Source organism: Vibrio scophthalmi LMG 19158, assembly GCF_000222585.1.
GTDB classification, from domain to species: domain Bacteria; phylum Pseudomonadota; class Gammaproteobacteria; order Enterobacterales; family Vibrionaceae; genus Vibrio; species Vibrio scophthalmi.
In genome coordinates, this window is sequence record NZ_AFWE01000210.1 from 24,687 (window position 1) to 44,235 (window position 19,549).

Below are 19,549 nucleotides of genomic sequence, written 5' to 3' on the forward strand. Positions count from 1 at the left end.
CTGATATGAGTTGTTGCAAGGGCTCGGTGACTAAGAGCCCTTTGTTTTTCAATCTCCCCGAGCGTAAACATAACTAATTTTAAAAGCCTCGGTTGTTGTAGGATGCACTGGAATGAAGCTGTACTTAAAATCCTCTCTAGCATGGTTGCTAATCTCATTTTTTTCTTTCGCTGTTGTGGCTAGCGATGTTAAATCGGGTGGCAACACATCCGTTAAAAAAGAGGGCGCAAACGCGTTTTCTTTACCTGCCGCTAATCTACCGATGTCAAAGCGACTTGATTTTAGTGTCGGCAATAGTTTTTTCCGTAATCCTTGGGTACAAGCGCCTGCGTCGACCGATGCACGCGATGGGCTAGGGCCGCTGTTCAATACCAACGGTTGCCAAAATTGCCACGTCAAAGATGGTCGGGGTCATCCACCGGAAGGAAATGATTTGCATGCAGTGTCAATGCTGGTGCGCTTGAGCATTCCGGCAATGAGCGCAGAGCAGAAAAAAGCTTACATTAAAGATGGCGTGATCCCTGAACCCACTTACGGTGGTCAGCTACAAGATTTCGCCCTGCAAGATCAAACCCCAGAGGGAACGATTAAAATTACCTACAGTGATGTCCCAGTAACGTTTGCTGATGGCACAAAAGTCGTGCTGCGCAAACCAAAAGTGGAAATTACGGATTTGGGTTACGGGCCTATGCATCCAGATACCATGTTATCTGCCCGCGTAGCGCCCCCTATGATTGGGTTGGGCTTATTGGAAAGCATTCCCGATGAAACCTTACAAGCATGGAGTGACGAAGCGGATCAAGATAATGATGGCATTTCAGGCAAAGTAAATAAAGTATGGGACGTGCAAAAGCAGGATTTTGCGATTGGTCGATTCGGCTGGAAAGCGGGCCAACCGACACTGATGCAGCAAAATGCCGCCGCTTTTAATGGCGATGTCGGTTTAACCAGTCGTCTATTTCCAAACGAAAACTGTACCAGTGCACAAACACTGTGTGATGAATTACCTAACGGTGGCAAGCATGAAGTCAGTGATAACATTCTGAAATTTGTTGAATTTTACTCTCAGCACCTCGCGGTTCCGGTACGCCGTAACGTCCAAGACCCACAAGTAAAATTAGGTCAAACGCTATTCAACGATATTGGTTGTCAGAGCTGTCATAAAACCAATATTCAAACGGCGCAACGTGAAGGGTTGCCAGCGTTATCCAATCAAATAATTCATCCATACAGTGATATGTTACTGCACGATATGGGCGAAGGATTGGCCGATAGTCGTTCTGAATATCTTGCCAATGGGCAAGAATGGCGCACCACACCGCTGTGGGGGCTCGGTTACACCGAAGAGGTCAATGGACATACCTATTTATTGCATGATGGGCGTGCTCGTAATGTGATGGAAGCAGTTCTGTGGCATGGTGGTGAAGCAGAAATGAGCAAGCAGAAAGTGCTTAAGCTGAATGTTAATGAGCGTGAGGCATTGATTGCCTTCTTGAACTCTTTATAACGGTGGTGTTCATGATTAAGCGAATGAATAAAGCTTTATTGGCCGTTACCGCAACGGCATTGTTATTAGGTTGCCAAGGTCAGACAAATTCCGATTATTCAGCCGATACATCAAGCCATATTAGTGCGGCGGTTTATCAGCTTGAGTTTGCATCGGCAGCACAATTTCATCAACAGGCGCAGTGGTTAAATCAGGCGATGTCTCGTTACTGTCAAGTGGGTGAGAGTACCGTTGAATTAGATCAAAATTGGCAACTCACGATGCAGGCATGGATGGCGTTGCAGGGGCAAGAACGTGGCCCACAGTCTGCACTTGAACAGAGTTGGAATGTTCAATTTTGGCCAGATAAAAAAAACACCACTGGTCGTAAGATGAGTGGCTTAGTCAAACAAGAGAAGCCTTGGACGGCCGCTGAAATTTCGCAGCAGAGTGTTACCGTGCAGGGATTAGGCGCGATTGAATGGTTACTTTATGATCCGAAGTCTGATTTCAAAACAGCATCAAACAGTTGCCAATTAGGAGCAGCAATCAGCGATAATTTAGCCAACAACGCAGCCGAGATTGTTGCGGCATGGCAAACGAATCCTTGGCTGACGTTAGATCAAAGCGCTTGGAACGCGGAGTACATTGCTCTGTTGTCTAATCAACTTGATTACAGTATGAAGAAGCTCTCTCGTCCGATGGCAAAAGTCGGCCAACCTCGAGCGTATTTCGCTGAGTCATGGCGCTCGCAAACATCGATGGCGAATCTGAAGCACAATGTGGCTGCGCTAAAAGCGCTCTATCTCGCCAATGGTGATGGTTTAGATCATCTGTTGCGTCAGCGGGGGAGAGAGTCACTAGCGGATCGCATTGTTTATCAGTTTGATATGACTCTGGAAACTTGGCCAGAACAAAGCAGTCTGTTTGAACTGTTGCAGAGCAAAGCGGGTTATCAATTGGTTACAGCACAGTTCAATAAGCTAGAACATCTCAATTATCTCATCCATGAAGAAGTCGCGATTGAACTTGGTGTAGTGATAGGATTTAACGCAACCGATGGTGACTGATCAAACAAGACGAACGCTGCTTAAGGCGGCGTTATTTGGTGCTACGGCTCCCATACTGCCTTTTGGTTGCAGTTCCATCGCCTCATCTCAATCTCGTTCGCCAGCTCTGATTGGCTGCTCATTGTCTGGTCGTAAACGCTTTAATGTTGTGGTTGCCGATCAGCAAGGCTTACCCATTTCAGTACTGCCTTTGCCTACACGTGGACACGGGGTAGCGATTCACCCTGTGCTTGACCATGCGGTAGCCTTTGCCCGTCGTCCGGGGGATTATTTTATGGTGTTTGATTATCAACGCGGTGCCATGATTCAATTGAGGCAAGCGGATCGTCAGCGTCATTACTATGGTCATGGCGTGTATTCACCGGATGGGCAATGGCTCTATGCGACCGAAGGTGAGCGAAACAGCAGCCGTGGCATTATCGGCGTCTATGAGGTTGCTACTGGCTATCAAAAGCGAGATGAATTCAGCGGGTTTGGCTTAGGTCCCCATGAAGTCATTATGATGCCAGATGGCTCGCTTGCAATCGGTGTTGGTGGTGTTCATACCCAAGGCCGGAAGCCGGTGAATCTTGAGAGCATGCAGCCAAGTCTGAGCTATTTGTCACCGCAAGGGCAATTAATTGATCAAGTAGAGTTGGTCGATAAGAAGCTCAGCATTCGCCACTTGGCACATGATGGCGAGAAAACCGTGCTTTGTGGTCAACAGTATCGTGGCGAGGTTGAAGATAACCCAGCACTGTTAGCGATGCATACTCAAGGAGGTGGGTTGATTGAGTTGCAAGCTGAGCCTGAGCAGTGGGCTCGATTTGACCACTATATTGCCAGTATTGCGGCGACTGAAGATTGGATTTTAGCCACCTCACCAAGGGGTAATTGCTTTGGCATTTGGTCAAAAAATAGCTTGGAGTTGGTGGAGTTGTCACCCTTGCCTGATGCATCAGGTGTGGTGGTGTTCGATGATGGGTTTCGTATCAGTTCAGGTTCTGGTTCGGTGATCACTCAAATAAAACCACAGCAAAAAAGTTCGATTCGTTCGACAATACAATGGGATAACCACTGGTCTGCTATTGTGTAAATTCTCAGTATATCATTAAGTTATTGATATAATTTCTCAAAAACAAGTCGGCCGTTGAGTGAAAATTCTGCCATACTTATTGCAAAGAGAGCGTAATAAGTGTGTCAATAAATGTTAAAATTCAATGCAGCGCTGCTAACACTAGTATTAATGCCCATGCCTTCATGGGCATTATCATATTTTGAAGATATTGGTTGGGTTAGCCCCAATAGCCAAGCGGTCACCCAACTGCAATACCCGTCATTAGTTGAGGATATTTACCGTGATAACGGTGAACAGCTGATTTGGTTCGATCTTCAACAAAGTAGTCAGTTGGAGTTTCAACTCGAGTTGATTCAGCAAGCGAATGTCAGTCCATTTCTGTCGCGCCAGCTCAAGCAGTTGCGTTTTTATCGCAATAGTAATCGTTGGTTTGAATACGATATCCTAGCTACCGATGCCATGATTACCTACATGAGTTATGCAGAACAAGCGAAGCATATGGGTAAAGAGTGGTATTTTGAGACGAAACTCACTCAGCCTTTATCCCCCCCGACTTTATCCGCGCTTGATGCCTTACACGCTTCGATTGAATCACAACAACTGGGTGAGTTAATTGAGACTTATACGCCGGATAACGAAAACTACCAGTCGCTTGTTCGTGCCTATCTTCACCTTGCTAATTCGCATGAGGAAGAGCTGCCGAAATATCATCAAGATACCCAGTTGAAACGAGTAGGCGATCTGTTAGAGGCACGTCCTGCATTGCTTGACCGATTAGAAGTCGTTGACGTTGATCTCTCAAACGTTAAATTTAATATAGGCTATTATGATGGGCGACTTGAAAAAGCGGTTAAGCAGTTTCAAGCAATGCATGGATTAAAGCCTGATGGCGTTATTGGACCTAGAACTATTCAATGGTTGAATGTCGCTAATCGCGAACGTTTAACCATGCTTGCTGTGAATGCTGAGCGTGAACGAATGTGGCCACAGCAACGTGATACGATTATTGTCGTTAATGTGCCTAGCTTTGAAATGGAGTATTGGTATGGTGGCGAATCGATGTTTCAATCTCGCGTTGTCGTCGGCCGTGAGGCTCGCAAAACGCCAGTGATGTCGACTAAATTGGACTCAGTTATCCTCAATCCGACGTGGAATGTGCCATGGAAAATCATGGTAGAGGATATTATTCCACATATGCAATCAGATCCTAACTACCTCAGTCGACAAAACATCGATATAATTGCAAATTGGCAATCAAATCAGGTAATTGACCCATCAGAAATTGATTGGGCAACACTTAACCCTAAAGCGTTTCCCTATCGAATGCGCCAAATGTCGGGTAATTATAACGCGTTAGGCCTGTATAAATTTAACACGCCGAATAAGCGCGCAATTTTCTTGCATGATACGCCAAGTAAGCATTTGTTTAGTAAAGAAAGCCGAGCATTTAGTTCCGGTTGTATTCGGGTTAAGCACGCCGATGCCTTTGCCTCTTTGCTGTTAGAGAACCAAGGTGTCGATTTAGAAAAGTTGGATGTATCCCCTGATGAAGCCAATAAAGCGGTTTCATTACGCAAGCGCATTCCCGTGCATATCATCTACCAAACCGCATGGGCAGAGGATGGCGTGGTGCAATATCGGGACGATATTTACCGTTTTGATCGCTAGAGGCGGCAATTAAACGGCAAAGCGTGATCTTTACGAAAAATTTGCAATTTGCCTTATGAAATAAAATTGTTAATTAGTTCAATAATTAATCTATGGCGGAAATAATTTGTCACATTTCTAGCACGCTTTATGCATTTGCACTTCACAAAAGAGTTAGGTAGTGTCGGCTTCGACACGATAATCGTATCGGATTGTGAAGGGTTTATAGAGTGCAAGTTACACGTAGACATTTTTTTAAGTTGGCAGGAAGTGGTTTGGTAGTTGCGAGTTGCGCCCCGAGTGTGGCACTGGCTTCTTATCCCGATCTTTCACGCTCATTAGCGATGAGCAATGTCCATACTGGCGAAGCACTCGAAACACGTTATTTCGATGGCAGCGAGTATATTCCAAGAGAACTGGGCCGAATTGATCAAATTTGTCGTGATTTCAGACGTAATGAAACACACAAAATGGACAAGCATTTGTTCGATCAGATCTCTCTTATTCAATCAGAATTAGGCGTAGAAGCTGAGGTGCAGATTATCTCGGGTTATCGTTCGCCTGCGACCAATGAAGCGTTGCGAGCAAGTTCTAGCGGCGTAGCCAAGAAGAGCTACCATATGCTTGGTCAAGCGATTGATTTCCGTCTCGATGGTGTGTCACTAAAGAAAGTTCGTGATATCGCAAGAGAGATGAAAGTCGGTGGTGTTGGTTACTACCCAAGTAGTAATTTTGTCCACATTGATACAGGCCCTGCACGCTACTGGTCATAGGCTTTTTCACGATAGCTAACTCACTTGAGCTTAGTTGGCTATCGTGTCATAGTTCGGCCAGTTTCGATATTTAAAAGGTTTAGCTATGTCTCTGAAGTATCAGGTTGTGCCTGTCACCTCGTTCTCTCAAAACTGTTCTATCGTATGGTGCGATGAAACGATGAAAGGCATTGTGATCGATCCCGGTGGTGATGAAAAACAACTGGCGATGCTGATCAAAGAACTCGGTGTTGATGTTGAAAGCCTCGTACTGACACATGGTCACCTAGACCACGTTGGTGGCACCGAAGCTTTAGCGCGATTATTAGGTGGCAAAGCGATTGTAGGCCCACATAAAGAAGATAACTTCTGGTTACAAGGCCTTGAAGGTCAAAGCCAAATGTTCGGGTTTCCGTTAACAGAAGCATTTGAACCTGATCAGTGGCTAAATGACGGTGATGTGATCACTTTCGGCAACCAAACGATGGATGTAATCCATACTCCAGGCCACACGCCTGGTCATGTGGTTTTATTCAGTAAAGAAGCTCAACTTGCTTTTGTAGGGGATGTCTTGTTTAACGGCGCTATTGGTCGTACCGATTTCCCTAAAGGTGATTTCAATACCTTAATTAGCTCGATCAAAAACAAATTGTGGCCACTTGGCAATGATGTGCGTTTTGTTCCTGGTCATGGCCCTGAGTCAACTTTTGGCCGTGAAAGAGCAAGTAATCCATTTGTTGCCGATGAAATGCCCCTTTACTAAGCACTATTAAAACAAGTTGCTATCAATTTGGTATTGATAAATAAGGTCGCGGATAGCGACCTTTTTTTGTATCCGTTTTTTGGGAACGCGGTGCGAAATAGTCGTTGGTAAGGAGAGCTAGTCGCGATCAGATTCCCTATCTGTACATCGCTCTTTGCTTGCTATCGGAGCATGCTCGACCTCTTGTGATGCAGCTAAATAGCGGCGCATTAACCCAACAAACTCATCGGGTGGGCGGTCTAGATCATTGGTGGAGATGAATACGTCATAGCCAAAGAGTTGCCTTTGATAGTGCATCCTATTTGCCAGCATGGCTTGTAGGCCAGTGTATTGTTTACCATCAGCCGTTGTGTAAGGTTTAGGGTCTAAAACCATCTCTTCAAATTGGGTGGTTTTGTGTTGCTGTTGTAAGCCGACATAAAGTAGCGGTCGTTGGCTAAGCAATATCTCAGTGGTAATACGGGGGCAGATGCTGTCGAGATAGGGCGAATAATCTTTGAGCCGAATCCCGACCCAGGGTAGGGGCTGATACCAGCCTTCGTGTTGGCATTGGCAAATATCTATTTTACTGATGTTACGCCATTTTAAGACCCAACCACCTTTATAGAAATGCTGTTGAAAATGAGTTGCCGTTAAAGTGTAAGCGACGATGCTGGTTTTGAGTAGCCACTGAGCGGCATAAAATAGGGCGATTAGCACTAATAAGCCCACCACAAATTGTTGCCATTGATTGGTAAACCAGATCAATCCTCCCAATGCGACACACACGATTGCTCCCTTCCATACATTGGCATACGCCAGTAGAGCAGTCGGTTGATTTGAAAGGTGGCGAGTTGGCATATCAAATCTCATGGGCATATCAAACTCTTTGCGTTAGTTAACGCTCCTGTTGGTTTCAATATCTGTGTATATATTCAGTAGTCGCAAAATTGCAAATATCTAAGATTGTCTAAATTGTAGACTTATAGCAACCGTTCGCTTATTTTTGTCGCAGAAACACCGAGATACCCTGTCATTAATGGCAAATTTTTGGTATAAAACGCGCTTCAAATTTTCACCACTGCTCCGTATGCAGTGAAATGGAGAAATACTCGATGAGACTTGCTCATAAGCGCAAAGTGCAACAGAAACTACAAAAGCACATCAAAGCGGCAGTTGCAAATGTACCAGCAACTAAAAAAGCTAAGCCTGTAGTTGAGAAGACAGTCGCTGTAGCACCAGCTGCGGAGAAAGTAGTTGCACAAGAACAAGTTGTAGCAAAACAAGTTGACGTTGCACTGACTCCTAAGCAACAACAAGTTCTTGATATCGTTGTGAGCAATGCTGACGGTATCAACCCTAAAGGTATCGGCCTTGCCGCTGGTCAAGAAGAAGCTAAAGCTGCATCTTGGGCAACGGGCGCACTGAAAAAACTATTAGACGAAAACCTAGTAGTAAAAGAACAATTAGCGGGCAACAAAGTTATCTATAAAGCTCTTTAAAGAGTTCGCAAACGTTGTTTTTGAGGCCTCGACTATGTCGAGGTCTTTTTTGTTGTAACGATAAAATGATACAGAATAGAAACGGTTGTATCACAAAAATTAAAATAACCTCAAAATCCTCGCCGCGTTACTACGTACGTATAGATCAGCCCCTTGCTCTGTTCAGTCAAATACTAATTCTCTTAATTTAAATGTCTTTTATATTGCTCTAATTGATCTCCTACGTACTTATACGTAGTGGGTTTTATGGAAGCTCCAACCGTATTGTTAATTTCTCCGTGTTCTCGCTGATATTTTACGGTTGCTGGATCCTGCATGCTGTCCTCGAAACAGGAAGTGTCACATTCAGACGCACCATGAAACAAAGGACCTGATAATGAGAGCATTACATTCATTTTTTGATGGAAAATTGAAGTTAGGCATCGCGACATTAGCCGCATCGGTTGCGCTAGTGGGCTGTGGTGAAGAGAAGCAAGCGGATACCGCCAAGCAAGCCGAACCTGAAAAAGTCTATAAGTTAAAGCTGGCTGAAACTTGGGGACCAAACTTCCCAATTTTTGGTGATGCGACGAAAAACATGGCGAAGATGGCAGAAGAGATGTCGAACGGTCGTCTGGTGATCACAATTGACTCCTCAAACAAGCACAAAGCACCATTAGGTGTGTTCGATATGGTGAAATCGGGTCAGTATGATCTGGGTCACTCGGCGTCATACTACTGGAAAGGTAAAGTGCCTAATACGCTTTACTTCACGTCCATGCCATTTGGCATGCTGCCGACAGAGCAATATGCGTGGTTCTACTACGGTGGTGGTATGGAGTTGATGGAAGAGGTGTATTCAGCTCATAACCTACTGTCGTTTCCTGGTGGTAACACCGATACGCAGATGGGTGGCTGGTTCCAAAAAGAGATCAACTCAGTTGATGATCTGCAAGGCCTGAAAATGCGTATTCCGGGTTTCGCGGGAGAAATTCTAGCGGAGATTGGCGCTAAGCCAACCAATATTGCCCCAGGTGAGCTATACACCTCGCTAGAGCGTCGCACGATCGATGCGCTAGAGTGGGTGGGTCCTTCACTAGACTTACGCATGGGTTTCCATAAAATTGCCCCTTACTACTACACCGGTTGGCATGAGCCAGGGACCGAGCTTCAGTTCCTAGTTAACCAACGTACCTGGGATAGCCTACCCGCTGACCTACAATCGATTCTGCAAACGGCGATGAAGACAGCAGCCTACGATATGTACACACAATCTAAGCACGAAAGTGGCAAGAACTGGGCATCGATTCAATCTGAGTACCCAAATGTTCAAGTCAAAGATTTCCCTGTAGAAGTCATTGCGGCATTGCGTGAAGCTAACGACCGTTTGCTCAGTGATCATGCAGCAAAGGATGATCTGGCGAAGAAAATTCAAGCTTCACAAGCGGCTTACATTGAGCAAGTTCGTCCATGGTCAAATATTTCTCATCGTGCATACCTAAACAGCCAAGCACAGTAGTTAGTCATAAAAATTAAGCGCAATCGCGATGTACGGATCAATAAAACCCAAGCGTCAAAATAAGATTGTGTATGAAAAATAACAGTGACTCTGTCACTGGAAGCCCAAGTCCCCCTTAAATATTACAACAATAAGCTCCGCCGGCATTGTCGAGCGGAGCACCTTTAAAGTTCCACGGAGTTAGGAATGAGAAGACTGATCTATATCGAGCGGCTATTCAATCGTTTTGGCGATTGGCTTGGCTGGTTATCCAGTATTTTGTTTATTCTACTGCTGATCAACGTCGTGTATGACGTCGTGATGCGTTATGCCTTCAATGATGTGTCGATTGCTTTTCAAGAAATGGAATGGCACTTATTTTCGGCGGTATTTCTCATTGGTGTGCCGTACGCGATAAAAGCGGGCGGTCATGTGCGAGTTGACCTGTTCTACGAACGTCTATCTAACAAAGCTCAAGCCATTATTGATTTGCTTGGTACGGTATTTTTCCTCCTTCCTTTCTGCTTGTTAGTTGCATGGTATGGCATTGATTTCGCCAAAGAAAGCTATGTGCTTGGCGAGACATCGGGTGATCCCGGTGGTCTGTCTTACCGTTGGATCATTAAAGGTATGATCCCGCTTTCATTTCTCTTTATGGCGGTGAGTGGCATTGGCCTGATGCTGCACTCGCTAAATAGAATTGTTAACCCGCATCTGATGCACGCCCAAGCGAATAAGTAGGAGACGAAAAATGGTCGGTATAGTTATGTTTTTTGTTGCCTTACTTGCGTTGCTAGTAGGCTTCCCAGTGGCCTTTACCTTTGGTGGTATCGCACTAATTTTTGGTGTTTGGGCCGAAGGTTTTGACATGTTTGCCTTTATGCCATATCGCATACAGTCAATCATGGAAAATACCGTTCTTATGGCGGTGCCGCTGTTTGTCTTTATGGGGTTAGTGTTACAAAAAACCCGTTTAGCTGAGCAATTGCTTGAGTCTATGGGCAAATTATTTGGTGGTGTGCGTGGCGGTATCGCGATTTCGACGGTACTGGTAGGTGCATTGCTTGCCGCTTCAACCGGTGTGGTTGGGGCTTCAGTGGTGGCGATGGGGCTAATCTCACTGCCAGTCATGCTGAAATACAATTACGATAAAGGTTTAGCCTGTGGCACCATCTGTGCATCAGGTACTTTAGGGCAGATCATTCCACCATCTATCGTTTTGATATTGCTGGGTGATGTGCTGGGTGTTCCCGTTGGCGACTTATTCCAAGCTGCGATTTGGCCGGGATTAGTGCTCGTGGGAGCCTATGTGGTGTATATCCTTATCTATGCCAAGATGAATCCGGACGCAGCGCAACCTATCGAACGAGATGAAAATGTGAGTCGCTCTGAGGAAGTGTTCAAAGCGCTCAAAGCGGTTATTCCACCACTTGCTCTGATTGTGGTTGTATTAGGTTCCATCTTCGCAGGTGTTGCAACACCCACTGAATCTGCGGCCTTAGGTGGTGCGGGTGCGATTGTATTGGCTGTGCTGTACAAACAATTTAGCTGGAGAATGGTCTACGACGCTTCTAAAGAGACCGTCAAAGTCACGGCAATGGTGTTTGCTATCTTACTGGGTGCGACGGCATTCTCAATGGCGTTCACTTATACAGGTGGCGACCACCTTGTTGAGCAGTGGATGCTGCAAATACCGGGTGAAAAATGGGGCTTCTTGATCATTACTATGCTGGTCATTTTGGTGCTGGGTTTCTTCATCGACTTCGTTGAAATCTGTTTCATCATTGTTCCTATCCTTGCTCCGGTGGCAGAACTGATGGGGATCAACATGACGTGGTTTGCCATCTTGATCGCGATGAATTTGCAAACCTCCTTCTTAACACCCCCATTTGGCTTTAGCTTGTTCTATTTGAAAGGTGTCGCACCAAACGGTGTCACGACGCGAGATATTTATCGAGGGGTTATGCCATTTATCGCGATACAGATAGTGGTGCTCGCTTCGTTACTGGTTTTCCCAGAATTTTACGGAATGTGATCATGTGATTTTTGTTAACGTGGTGTAAATGTTACAGTGAACGGCTTACTCAGGTAAGCCGTTTTTATTTGTCTGCCTTGTATTTAATTGCAGGCAAAGCAATCTGCCTAATTTGCGTGGGAGCAAGGATGCCTCTTAAAGTCAAATTGATACTACTGAGCTTACTGCCGTTACTCTTGGTTACGGTGAGCATCAGCTGGATTTCAGTTCATCAATCTCAAGCGCTGCGTGATAAAGAGGTCGAGATCATTCGTTCGAGCCTCATCCAATCAAAAGAAACCGCCTTAAAAGACAGCGTCGATTTGGCCTTCGATGCGATTCGTCATGTATACAACGACGCCAGTCTTGATGAGTCAACCGCTCAAACGCAAGTGAAGCAGATCATCGCCAAACTGCGCTATGGCAAAGATGGTTACTTCTTTGTTTATTATCGCGATGGTACCAATTTAGTTCATCCGATTATGCCTGAATTACAAGGGCAGAACTTACGCCATATTCAAGATGAGAATGGCGACTTTCTGATTAAAACGTTGTTGGAAAAAGCCCAGCAAGGTGGTGGATTTCACCAATATTTGTGGCAAAAACCTTCCAGTGGAGAAACCGTCCCGAAACTGAGTTATGCCGCTTGGCTGGATAAATGGGGTTGGATGATTGGCACCGGTTTGTATATTGAAGATATCAGCAATGAAGTGACGAATCTTAAACGGGCGGTCGATAAGAACATCGAAACCACCTTCTTCTCGATGATGGTGATTGTGGTCATTACGGTTGCGGTGATTGTCGTGGTGACTTTAGCGGTTAACTTACATGAACACCGAATTGCCGACCGAAGTTTAAAAGAGCTGGCGCATAAAACGGTGATGTTCCAAGAAGATGAGAAAAAGCATCTTGCACGTGAGCTGCATGATGGCATCAATCAGTTGTTGGTATCGAGTAAATGTCATTTGGAATTACTGGGTAACAAGCTGGATGATGAGACGCAAAAGCAGCATTTGAGCCAATCACAGCAGTCAATCATGATGGCGATTAATGAGGTGCGTCATATCTCGCACAAACTAAGACCAAGTGCATTGGATGACATCGGGTTAGAAGCGGCTCTTAATACACTGTTGCAAGACTTTCGTTCTCACTCGGGTATACAAGTGGAAGTTGTCTTTAATCGGCAGGATGTGAAGCTGAAGTCAGAAATTGCTACAACACTCTATCGCGTCGCGCAAGAGTCATTAACCAATATTGAAAAGCACGCACAGGCTAAGACGGTTAACGTGATTTTGCAACAGATGGGCAGTTGCTTGCAGCTGATCATTCGTGATGATGGAGTCGGGTTTGAGGTCGCTACCACGTTACGTAAAACCGGCATCGGTCTGCGCAATATGCGTGAGCGAGTTGAATTTATTGGCGGTGAGTTTGAATTGGAAAGTGAACCGGGTTTAGGTACGGAAATCACCGTCTTACTGCAATTGGATGAGTTAGTGTATGGATAGACCAATCAAAGTGGTGATTGTCGATGATCACCAAGTGGTGCTGGATGGGTTTATGGCGCGTTTGAGCCTAGAGCCCAATATTGAAGTGATCGGTACGGCAAGTAATGGCGTTGAAGCGATCGAAGTAGTGAAAAACCTCCAGCCAGATGTGGTACTCATGGATGTAAGCATGCCAGTGATGAATGGTATCGATGCAACGCGAGTTATCAAAGATGAAATTGCCGATGTTAAAGTGTTGATGCTCACCATGCATGATAATCGAGAGTACATCATGAAGGTAATGCAGTCAGGCGCGGTCGGATACATGCTAAAAGAAATTTCTTCGGAAAAAATGGTGCAAGCGATCAAAACGGTTGAACAGGGATCGACTTATTTTTGTGAGTCAGTAACACAAACACTGTTTTCTCATGGTGAAATTCCGGTGGCGAATAAACCGAATCCACTTAGCCGTCGTGAAGAGGCGGTGCTAAAGCTGGTGGCGCAAGGGCACAGTAGTAAAAAGGTCGCTTCACTGCTCGATATTAGTTATCGAACGGTAGAAACTCATCGGCAAAATATCAAACACAAACTTGAATTGAGCAGCATTGCTGAACTGGCAAAATACGCGGTGGAAAGGGGGATTATTTAATCAATGCAAGTTGAAAAAAAGCCTCTATCTATTCGATGAGAGGCACAGCTAAATCCGCTTCTGTAAGGAGGACAAGTTTGTTATCTCAGTTGGGTTGACTCTTGATAACAAAGGAAAAGGATTGAGCGATAACACGTGTTTATTATGCTCAATCCAAAGGTGATATTTTTAGCGGCGATTGGCCATTCGCTTAAATTGATGGCGTCGCCCGCGCAGCGTTAAACCTAAACGCATAATATTTTCGAGTGGTGCGATGCCACTGTAGCCGCCATCGCCAATATGTACGATATCAGCTCCTGCCGCTTTAGCTGTGATAGCCACCTGTTCGATATAGCTCTCACTGGCGCCCTCTTGTGATGTACCAATCGCTAACATGCCCAGCATGTTGGTTTGATGAACCGCTGCCATCATCTGCTGTGCAAGCTCAGGGCTTACGCCTGGCGTTGTATAGGCAGCAGGAAACATCATGATATCAGCACCTGCTTCGGCGAAGGCGGGCACAATGTTGAGGTTGTAGTCATTACCAACACCACCAGCATGCATTTTTCCTGCGACGATAAGCATTTCAGGGGCAATACTGCGTACCAAACCAATCGCCTTTAGGATGGTTTCTTGCGAGACACAATTACCTGGATTGCCGGTCAACATGACATAATCAAGACCAATTTCTACCGCCCGCCTAATGGTTTCTTGCGTCACGGTGCGCCCAACCGCGAGGTGAGTGATACCTTCAGGAATTGGCTCAAGGTTGCATCCCACTAATCGACCAGTGTACTTTTTGACTTGCTCGACCGTCATGAACTCATCAGGATCTTCAGATAGAATACGGATCTTAGGATTAAACACGTCTAAGCAGTTGAGGGTGATCATATCCGCGCCAAACGCAGCAGCTAATTCTGGGCCTGACACCATATCAATCGGCGGTGTGAGTGCGACAACGTTCTCTACCATGAGAGTACGCCCTTCGGATTGGCGTATCGCTTGCACTAGCTGTTCGCGATTTGCTAAACGAAAGTCTTCCGCAGTGTAATCAAAAATACGTTTATTCACGATTTCAGTCCTTTTAACTCTTGATGAATCGCGATCACTTCTTCAGTGACTTCGCGACATAGCATGGTGGTCATTATATGGTCTTGAATATGCGTCAGTATTAGTGTCATCTGCACCTTACCAGAGCCTTGGTCATAACCGATAAGCTCAGTTTGTGACTTATGGACATCTTTTAATGCTTGATCACCTTCGGCAATTTGCTGCGTGGCGAGCTCAAAGTTACCGCTGCGAGCGGAGCGCATTGCTGAAATAAAAGCAGATCGTGCAGCGCCAACATAGCAGAGTAGGGTCATCAGGAACTCTTCGGTGATTTCCAGTTCTGGATCGCAGCTTGAAAACTCGTTGGTGTTTTCCGTTGAGCCAAACACAGCTTCATCTGGCTTAGCTTCATCTTGCTTAGTTACGTGCGGCATTGAGTTCTCCTTGCTTTGCTGGTTTTGGGGAAGAAGCTTGTTCAGCTGCCTTTTCTTCGGCCAATAACTGTTTTTCATGAATTTTCATAAATGGATAGAACACCACCATACTGACGGTAAGACAGGCTAAGACGACAACGGCTGCGGTGATTGAGTTGGTCGACATCACTGCGCCAATTGGTGCAGGCATTGTCCACGGTGGTAGAGCAATGATTTTTGCGACAAAGCCCGTTTTGAAAGCCATCCACACAATTGTGGTGTTAATAAATGGCGCGACAATCCAAGGAATGAAATAGATTGGGTTCATGACGATTGGGGTACCGAAGATCACCGGCTCATTAATGTTAAACATGCCTGGGACAATCGACATTTTGCCAATGGTTTTGAGTTGGGTTGCTTTAGAACGCATCATAAGCAGTACCAAGCCAAATGTACCGCCAGCGCCGCCGACGAAAACAAAGAAGTCGACCAATGGATTCACAAAAATTTTTGGTAGTGCTTCGCCGGCTGCGAGTGCTTCTTGGTTCAGACCAAGGTTGACCAGCAGCATTGGCGCGATAATGCCACCCACCACCGAGCCACCATGAATGCCGCTAAACCACAGTAGTTGAATCAGCATCACGGCGAGTAGGGCAGCAAAGTAGGAATCCGACGCTAAAACCAATGGTTTGAACAATTCCATAATGGCAGAAGGAATTTTGAGGCCGTGTTGCGCCAACAAGGTGTTCATAACCATTATGATCACGGAGATAAACACGATTGGGATCAGTAAATCAAACGAAGCTGAAATTTTAGGCGGCACTGCTTCTGGCATCTTTATGCGAATGTTGTACTTGATCAGTAAACGCTGCATTTCGGGCACTAATAAACCACAAAGAATGGCTGTAAATGCGCCGGCACCACCTAGAAATGCTCCCGGTAATACGCCACCTATTTCAACTGTAGTCATGGGGGCGGCAGCTAGCACAAAAGCAAACATCGATAACATACCGGTGTTCATCGGTCGTAGCTTGTATGATTCTGCCAAGCTAAATCCAATTCCAAATGCGGCATAAACAGCAAAGATACCCATACTGACGTTGAAAGGGGCGAGGATATTATCTTGGCCGATTGAATTAATCAGAGAATGCCAACCTTCAAAGAAAAAACCGGAGTCAGATGGCGGAAAGGCCAGTACTAACAGCAGTGAACCAACAATTAAAAAGGGCATGGTTGCCACGAAACCATCTTTCACCGCAATGACATGTTTTTGCGCGGATATTTTTCCCGCAATGGGTGCTACGACGTTTTCGACGAAGCGCATAGTAGTATCGAATATAGACATGGTTATTCCTCTATCCTTGTTTAACGCGACTCGTACAGTGAGATAGCTTGGTTTAGTACCGCTTCACCATTGAGCATTCCGTAATTCATCATGTCGATAAGGCCGCAGCCTTTGCCAACCGCATCAGCTTCACGTTTGAACTCTTCATATTTAAATTTGACCTGAGGCGCGACCAAGCAGACATCACATTCTGCAAGGCACTCTTCAAATTCAGAGACTGAGTGCGCCGAGATTTGGCATGGTATATCGTTATTTTCCGCCGCTTTTTCCATTTTGGTGACAAGCATGCTGGTCGACATTCCAGCAGCACAACAAAGAAAAATTTTCATATTCTTGTTCCTTGTTTGAAAGTGTGTTGATTAGTTAATAACCAATGTAGACAAAAAAGAAACCGGTTTCTGTAACCGGTTACATTGCTGCGCATGAGTTCACAGAATTAGGGAATTGGGAGTCATTAGTGTTGTTTAGGTCAAATTTTGTTCAGTGTTTATCCGTACGACTCAGATGCGTTATTTGTGTGTCTTAGGGGAGGTCGTGTTTGAAACTGCTATCGATGTCGTCAGTCATTGAGGTATTGAATGACTGGCGACATAGAGAAGGTGAGGAGGATTAAATACGTTGGGTAGATTGACGGATCAGTAATTCGCCTTGGACGACTTCGGGTTTCGGGGCAATACCGGTTTCAATCAAATGTTTCGCCACGTCCATTGCGCGTTTCGTTATCGCTTTAATTGGAATGTTAACGGTCGTCAACGGCGGTGAAACAAAGGCTGAACAAGGGTCGTTATCAATACTGACTACGGAGACCTCTTGCGGCACACGAATCCCTTGCTCATTGAGTGCTTTAATGCAACCAATGGCGATATCATCGGCCGCGGCAACGATGGCACTGCCAAAAGGTTGTTGACGAAGAAACTGCTTGGTGGCTTGGTAGCCTTCTTCAAAGCCAAAGTCTGATTCACAATAGTCGCCAATGACGCCCTTCATTTGATTGGCGGCGATCAGGTCATCGAAGCCCTGACGACGAAGACGAGACGTGGGAGTAGTGGCTTTTGGACCGATATAGGTTAGGTGTTGATGACCCAATTCAATTAAATGCTGGGCAGCAAGTTCGACAGCGTTACCTTGGTCGAAGGTAATGGAAAACCCAGCTTCTGCAGGCAGAGAGCGACCAACGTTAACAATTGGTATCGAGATTAATTGGCTTAGCTCAATCACCTGTTCACATGAGAGTTTACGGCTATAAAGAATGATTAGTGAGCACTTTTTTTCAACCAGAGAGTAAACCGCTTTGAGTTCATCTTCGGCATTGTTATGGCCATCAGCAAACAGGAGCTGTTTACCCATTTGTTCTGCGCTGACCGACGCTTGCTTCAAAAGGCTACCAAAATAGCCGCCGGTAAAGTCAGAAATCACCAAACCAATGCTATTACTGCTTTGGCTTGCCAGTGCTTGAGCGACAGAGCTTGGTCGATAATTAAGCTCTTTCATGACCGCTTTAACTTTATCTTGGGTGCTCTGCCGTACTTGACCGGTGCCATTAATCACTCGTGATACCGTCGCTTTTGAAACCCCAGCGATCCGGCACACATCGTTTATTGTTGCCATTGATACCTCTAAAATGACGTTTATTGTCGATTAATACCATAAAAATGCGATTTTTGAATAGTGATATACCCAAGCGCCTTGGGTTTAGCGAACGTTCAGAGAGTCAGGTCACACAAATGTAAGCTATGTAAGTATGGCTGAGGTGTGACCTAGAAAAGGATAGAATAAGCGCATTAATTACAGCAGCAGAAAAATTATGACCTTTCCCATTAATCAGCATCAAAACTATCACGCGCATTTCTATTTTGATCAATTAAGCAGTGACTATGCGGCCAAAATCCGTGAAGAAATCCATCAAACGTTAGGTTTGTTTGTCGGTCGTTTCAACCAACGTTTAGTTGGCCCACATACTCAGTGGAGTTTTGAGATTGATTTCGACCGCGAGCAGTTTGATAAGGTGATTGATTGGCTGGATAACGCACGTCAAGGTCACTCGGTTTTGGTGCATGCCGTTACCGAAGATGACTATCGTGATCACACTGAATATGTTTACTGGCTTGGTGAGCCGATAGCATTGGATTTAACGCTATTTAGTGTTGATTAGAACTACGAACTACCCCATTTTGATAGGTGACATCGATTAAAATAATAGATTTAAGCAAATATCCTGATTAGCGTTAGAGGGGTAATCTAGCCTTATCGAAACGAAACAATTGAAACGAAAGAGCGCAATATCGCGATTTATGCGCACGATTCATTACTCAGTTTAATAGGAATTGCATTATGTCTAATCAAGTTAATCTTATCGGCTTAAATCACGAACAATCTGTACAGATCTCTCAGCAACTCAATCAATTGTTGGCTCATTATCAAGTGTTGTATATGAACACTCGTGGCTATCACTGGAATATTAAAGGGCAGCAGTTCTTTGAACTGCATGTGAAATTCGAAGAAATTTACACTGATCTGCAAACAAAGATCGATGAACTTGCCGAGCGCATTCTAACTTTGGGTGAAACACCCAATCATAGCTTTACGCGTTACCTTGAATTAAGTGAGCTAAAAGAGCATGTGAATGCCAGTAATGGTCAGGAGTGTGTCCAAGGTCTCGTTAACGGTTTTAGTTTATTACTCCTTAAACAGCGTGAAATTCTTACCTTTGCTGGTGAAGCACAAGATGAAGGTACTGCGGCCTTGATGGGGGATTATATTCGTGAGCAAGAAAAGCTAATGTGGATGCTCAATGCTTACTTACAATAATAGATAGTGGCTACACGATTGAACACTCAATCATTGGTCATAAAGGGAGCTTTAGCTCCCTTTATGTTTTTAAT

20 protein-coding genes are annotated in these 19,549 nt (G+C 45.1%); 14 read left to right on the plus strand and 6 right to left on the minus strand.

What is annotated here, in order from left to right:
* Positions 1-112 precede the first annotated feature (112 nt).
* The 6 genes from RH88_RS18270 to RH88_RS18295 all read left to right on the plus strand — a co-directional run bounded on the left by RH88_RS18270 (position 113) and on the right by RH88_RS18295 (position 6,775).
* A complete protein-coding gene (locus RH88_RS18270; RefSeq protein ID WP_005598785.1) occupies positions 113-1,507 on the plus strand; it encodes a di-heme oxidoreductase family protein in 1,395 nt (464 codons plus the stop codon).
* Between the two features lie 23 nt (positions 1,508-1,530).
* Positions 1,531-2,556, plus strand: coding sequence for an imelysin family protein (locus RH88_RS18275; protein WP_241212207.1), 1,026 nt, complete (start codon positions 1,531-1,533; stop codon positions 2,554-2,556).
* Positions 2,546-3,631 carry a DUF1513 domain-containing protein gene (locus RH88_RS18280; protein ID WP_005598788.1) on the plus strand — a complete coding sequence of 362 codons (1,086 nt, stop codon included), beginning with the start codon at positions 2,546-2,548 and terminating at the stop codon, positions 3,629-3,631. Before RH88_RS18275 ends, RH88_RS18280 begins: the two co-directional genes overlap by 11 nt.
* Positions 3,632-3,742: 111 nt before the next feature.
* Positions 3,743-5,281 carry a L,D-transpeptidase family protein gene (locus tag RH88_RS18285; protein ID WP_005598790.1) on the plus strand — a complete coding sequence of 513 codons (1,539 nt, stop codon included), beginning with the start codon at positions 3,743-3,745 and terminating at the stop codon, positions 5,279-5,281.
* Positions 5,282-5,490: 209 nt separating this feature from the next.
* Entirely contained in the window at positions 5,491-6,033 is a 543-nt protein-coding gene (gene mepK, locus RH88_RS18290) for a peptidoglycan L,D-endopeptidase MepK (RefSeq protein ID WP_005598792.1), read from the plus strand.
* A gap of 85 nt (positions 6,034-6,118) precedes the next feature.
* Positions 6,119-6,775, plus strand: coding sequence for an MBL fold metallo-hydrolase (locus tag RH88_RS18295; RefSeq protein ID WP_005598794.1), 657 nt, complete (start codon positions 6,119-6,121; stop codon positions 6,773-6,775).
* Positions 6,776-6,892: 117 nt separating this feature from the next.
* On the opposite strand, the gene RH88_RS18300 is transcribed toward RH88_RS18295, so the two are convergent.
* Positions 6,893-7,615 carry a DUF2982 domain-containing protein gene (locus tag RH88_RS18300; RefSeq protein WP_418380865.1) on the minus strand — a complete coding sequence of 241 codons (723 nt, stop codon included), beginning with the start codon at positions 7,613-7,615 and terminating at the stop codon, positions 6,893-6,895.
* Between the two features lie 254 nt (positions 7,616-7,869).
* Between RH88_RS18300 and RH88_RS18305 the strand changes: the two genes are divergently transcribed.
* The 6 genes from RH88_RS18305 to RH88_RS18330 all read left to right on the plus strand — a co-directional run bounded on the left by RH88_RS18305 (position 7,870) and on the right by RH88_RS18330 (position 13,880).
* A complete protein-coding gene (locus tag RH88_RS18305) occupies positions 7,870-8,256 on the plus strand; it encodes a hypothetical protein (RefSeq protein ID WP_005598798.1) in 387 nt (128 codons plus the stop codon).
* A gap of 376 nt (positions 8,257-8,632) precedes the next feature.
* Positions 8,633-9,754, plus strand: coding sequence for a TRAP transporter substrate-binding protein (locus RH88_RS18310; RefSeq protein ID WP_005598801.1), 1,122 nt, complete (start codon positions 8,633-8,635; stop codon positions 9,752-9,754).
* A 186-nt stretch (positions 9,755-9,940) separates the two neighbouring features.
* Positions 9,941-10,474 carry a TRAP transporter small permease subunit gene (locus RH88_RS18315; protein ID WP_005598803.1) on the plus strand — a complete coding sequence of 178 codons (534 nt, stop codon included), beginning with the start codon at positions 9,941-9,943 and terminating at the stop codon, positions 10,472-10,474.
* A 10-nt stretch (positions 10,475-10,484) separates the two neighbouring features.
* Positions 10,485-11,768, plus strand: coding sequence for a TRAP transporter large permease (locus RH88_RS18320; protein WP_005598805.1), 1,284 nt, complete (start codon positions 10,485-10,487; stop codon positions 11,766-11,768).
* 128 nt (positions 11,769-11,896) lie between these two features.
* On the plus strand, positions 11,897-13,252 hold the full coding sequence (locus RH88_RS18325) for a cache domain-containing protein (protein ID WP_005598807.1): 1,356 nt from the start codon (positions 11,897-11,899) through the stop codon (positions 13,250-13,252).
* Positions 13,245-13,880 carry a response regulator transcription factor gene (locus tag RH88_RS18330; RefSeq protein WP_005598809.1) on the plus strand — a complete coding sequence of 212 codons (636 nt, stop codon included), beginning with the start codon at positions 13,245-13,247 and terminating at the stop codon, positions 13,878-13,880. The genes RH88_RS18325 and RH88_RS18330 overlap by 8 nt, the downstream gene beginning before the upstream one ends.
* Before the next feature lie 168 nt (positions 13,881-14,048).
* On the opposite strand, the gene RH88_RS18335 is transcribed toward RH88_RS18330, so the two are convergent.
* The 5 genes from RH88_RS18335 to RH88_RS18355 all read right to left on the minus strand — a co-directional run bounded on the left by RH88_RS18335 (position 14,049) and on the right by RH88_RS18355 (position 18,275).
* Positions 14,049-14,930 carry a DUF7916 family protein gene (locus RH88_RS18335; RefSeq protein ID WP_005598811.1) on the minus strand — a complete coding sequence of 294 codons (882 nt, stop codon included), beginning with the start codon at positions 14,928-14,930 and terminating at the stop codon, positions 14,049-14,051.
* Positions 14,927-15,343: a PTS lactose/cellobiose transporter subunit IIA gene (locus RH88_RS18340; protein WP_005598813.1), complete on the minus strand. Its 417-nt coding sequence runs from the start codon at positions 15,341-15,343 to the stop codon at positions 14,927-14,929. The genes RH88_RS18335 and RH88_RS18340 overlap by 4 nt, the downstream gene beginning before the upstream one ends.
* Complete coding sequence (locus RH88_RS18345; RefSeq protein ID WP_005598815.1) at positions 15,327-16,667, minus strand: PTS cellobiose transporter subunit IIC; 1,341 nt, start codon at positions 16,665-16,667, stop codon at positions 15,327-15,329. The genes RH88_RS18340 and RH88_RS18345 overlap by 17 nt, the downstream gene beginning before the upstream one ends.
* 20 nt (positions 16,668-16,687) lie before the next feature.
* Positions 16,688-16,996 carry a PTS sugar transporter subunit IIB gene (locus RH88_RS18350; protein ID WP_005598816.1) on the minus strand — a complete coding sequence of 103 codons (309 nt, stop codon included), beginning with the start codon at positions 16,994-16,996 and terminating at the stop codon, positions 16,688-16,690.
* Between the two features lie 280 nt (positions 16,997-17,276).
* Entirely contained in the window at positions 17,277-18,275 is a 999-nt protein-coding gene (locus tag RH88_RS18355) for a LacI family DNA-binding transcriptional regulator (RefSeq protein ID WP_005598818.1), read from the minus strand.
* A gap of 196 nt (positions 18,276-18,471) precedes the next feature.
* Between RH88_RS18355 and RH88_RS18360 the strand changes: the two genes are divergently transcribed.
* Both RH88_RS18360 and RH88_RS18365 read left to right on the plus strand, forming a co-directional pair.
* Positions 18,472-18,819: a DOPA 4,5-dioxygenase family protein gene (locus RH88_RS18360; RefSeq protein WP_005598819.1), complete on the plus strand. Its 348-nt coding sequence runs from the start codon at positions 18,472-18,474 to the stop codon at positions 18,817-18,819.
* Positions 18,820-18,998: 179 nt separating this feature from the next.
* Positions 18,999-19,475, plus strand: a complete 477-nt coding sequence (locus tag RH88_RS18365; protein WP_005598821.1) for a Dps family protein — start codon at positions 18,999-19,001, stop codon at positions 19,473-19,475.
* The last annotated feature ends 74 nt before the right edge of the window (positions 19,476-19,549 follow it).

Coding starts and splice junctions, on each gene's coding strand:
- RH88_RS18360 (WP_005598819.1), top strand. CDS start 18,472: ATGACCTTTCCCATTAATCAGCATCAAAACTATCACGCGCATTTCTAT.
- RH88_RS18325 (WP_005598807.1), top strand. CDS start 11,897: ATGCCTCTTAAAGTCAAATTGATACTACTGAGCTTACTGCCGTTACTC.
- RH88_RS18300 (WP_418380865.1), bottom strand. CDS start 7,615: ATGCCAACTCGCCACCTTTCAAATCAACCGACTGCTCTACTGGCGTAT.
- RH88_RS18315 (WP_005598803.1), top strand. CDS start 9,941: ATGAGAAGACTGATCTATATCGAGCGGCTATTCAATCGTTTTGGCGAT.
- RH88_RS18270 (WP_005598785.1), top strand. CDS start 113: ATGAAGCTGTACTTAAAATCCTCTCTAGCATGGTTGCTAATCTCATTT.
- RH88_RS18345 (WP_005598815.1), bottom strand. CDS start 16,667: ATGTCTATATTCGATACTACTATGCGCTTCGTCGAAAACGTCGTAGCA.
- RH88_RS18340 (WP_005598813.1), bottom strand. CDS start 15,343: ATGCCGCACGTAACTAAGCAAGATGAAGCTAAGCCAGATGAAGCTGTG.
- RH88_RS18365 (WP_005598821.1), top strand. CDS start 18,999: ATGTCTAATCAAGTTAATCTTATCGGCTTAAATCACGAACAATCTGTA.
- RH88_RS18330 (WP_005598809.1), top strand. CDS start 13,245: ATGGATAGACCAATCAAAGTGGTGATTGTCGATGATCACCAAGTGGTG.
- RH88_RS18285 (WP_005598790.1), top strand. CDS start 3,743: ATGTTAAAATTCAATGCAGCGCTGCTAACACTAGTATTAATGCCCATG.
- RH88_RS18280 (WP_005598788.1), top strand. CDS start 2,546: ATGGTGACTGATCAAACAAGACGAACGCTGCTTAAGGCGGCGTTATTT.
- RH88_RS18305 (WP_005598798.1), top strand. CDS start 7,870: ATGAGACTTGCTCATAAGCGCAAAGTGCAACAGAAACTACAAAAGCAC.
- RH88_RS18355 (WP_005598818.1), bottom strand. CDS start 18,275: ATGGCAACAATAAACGATGTGTGCCGGATCGCTGGGGTTTCAAAAGCG.
- RH88_RS18350 (WP_005598816.1), bottom strand. CDS start 16,996: ATGAAAATTTTTCTTTGTTGTGCTGCTGGAATGTCGACCAGCATGCTT.
- RH88_RS18275 (WP_241212207.1), top strand. CDS start 1,531: ATGAATAAAGCTTTATTGGCCGTTACCGCAACGGCATTGTTATTAGGT.
- RH88_RS18310 (WP_005598801.1), top strand. CDS start 8,633: ATGAGAGCATTACATTCATTTTTTGATGGAAAATTGAAGTTAGGCATC.
- RH88_RS18320 (WP_005598805.1), top strand. CDS start 10,485: ATGGTCGGTATAGTTATGTTTTTTGTTGCCTTACTTGCGTTGCTAGTA.
- RH88_RS18295 (WP_005598794.1), top strand. CDS start 6,119: ATGTCTCTGAAGTATCAGGTTGTGCCTGTCACCTCGTTCTCTCAAAAC.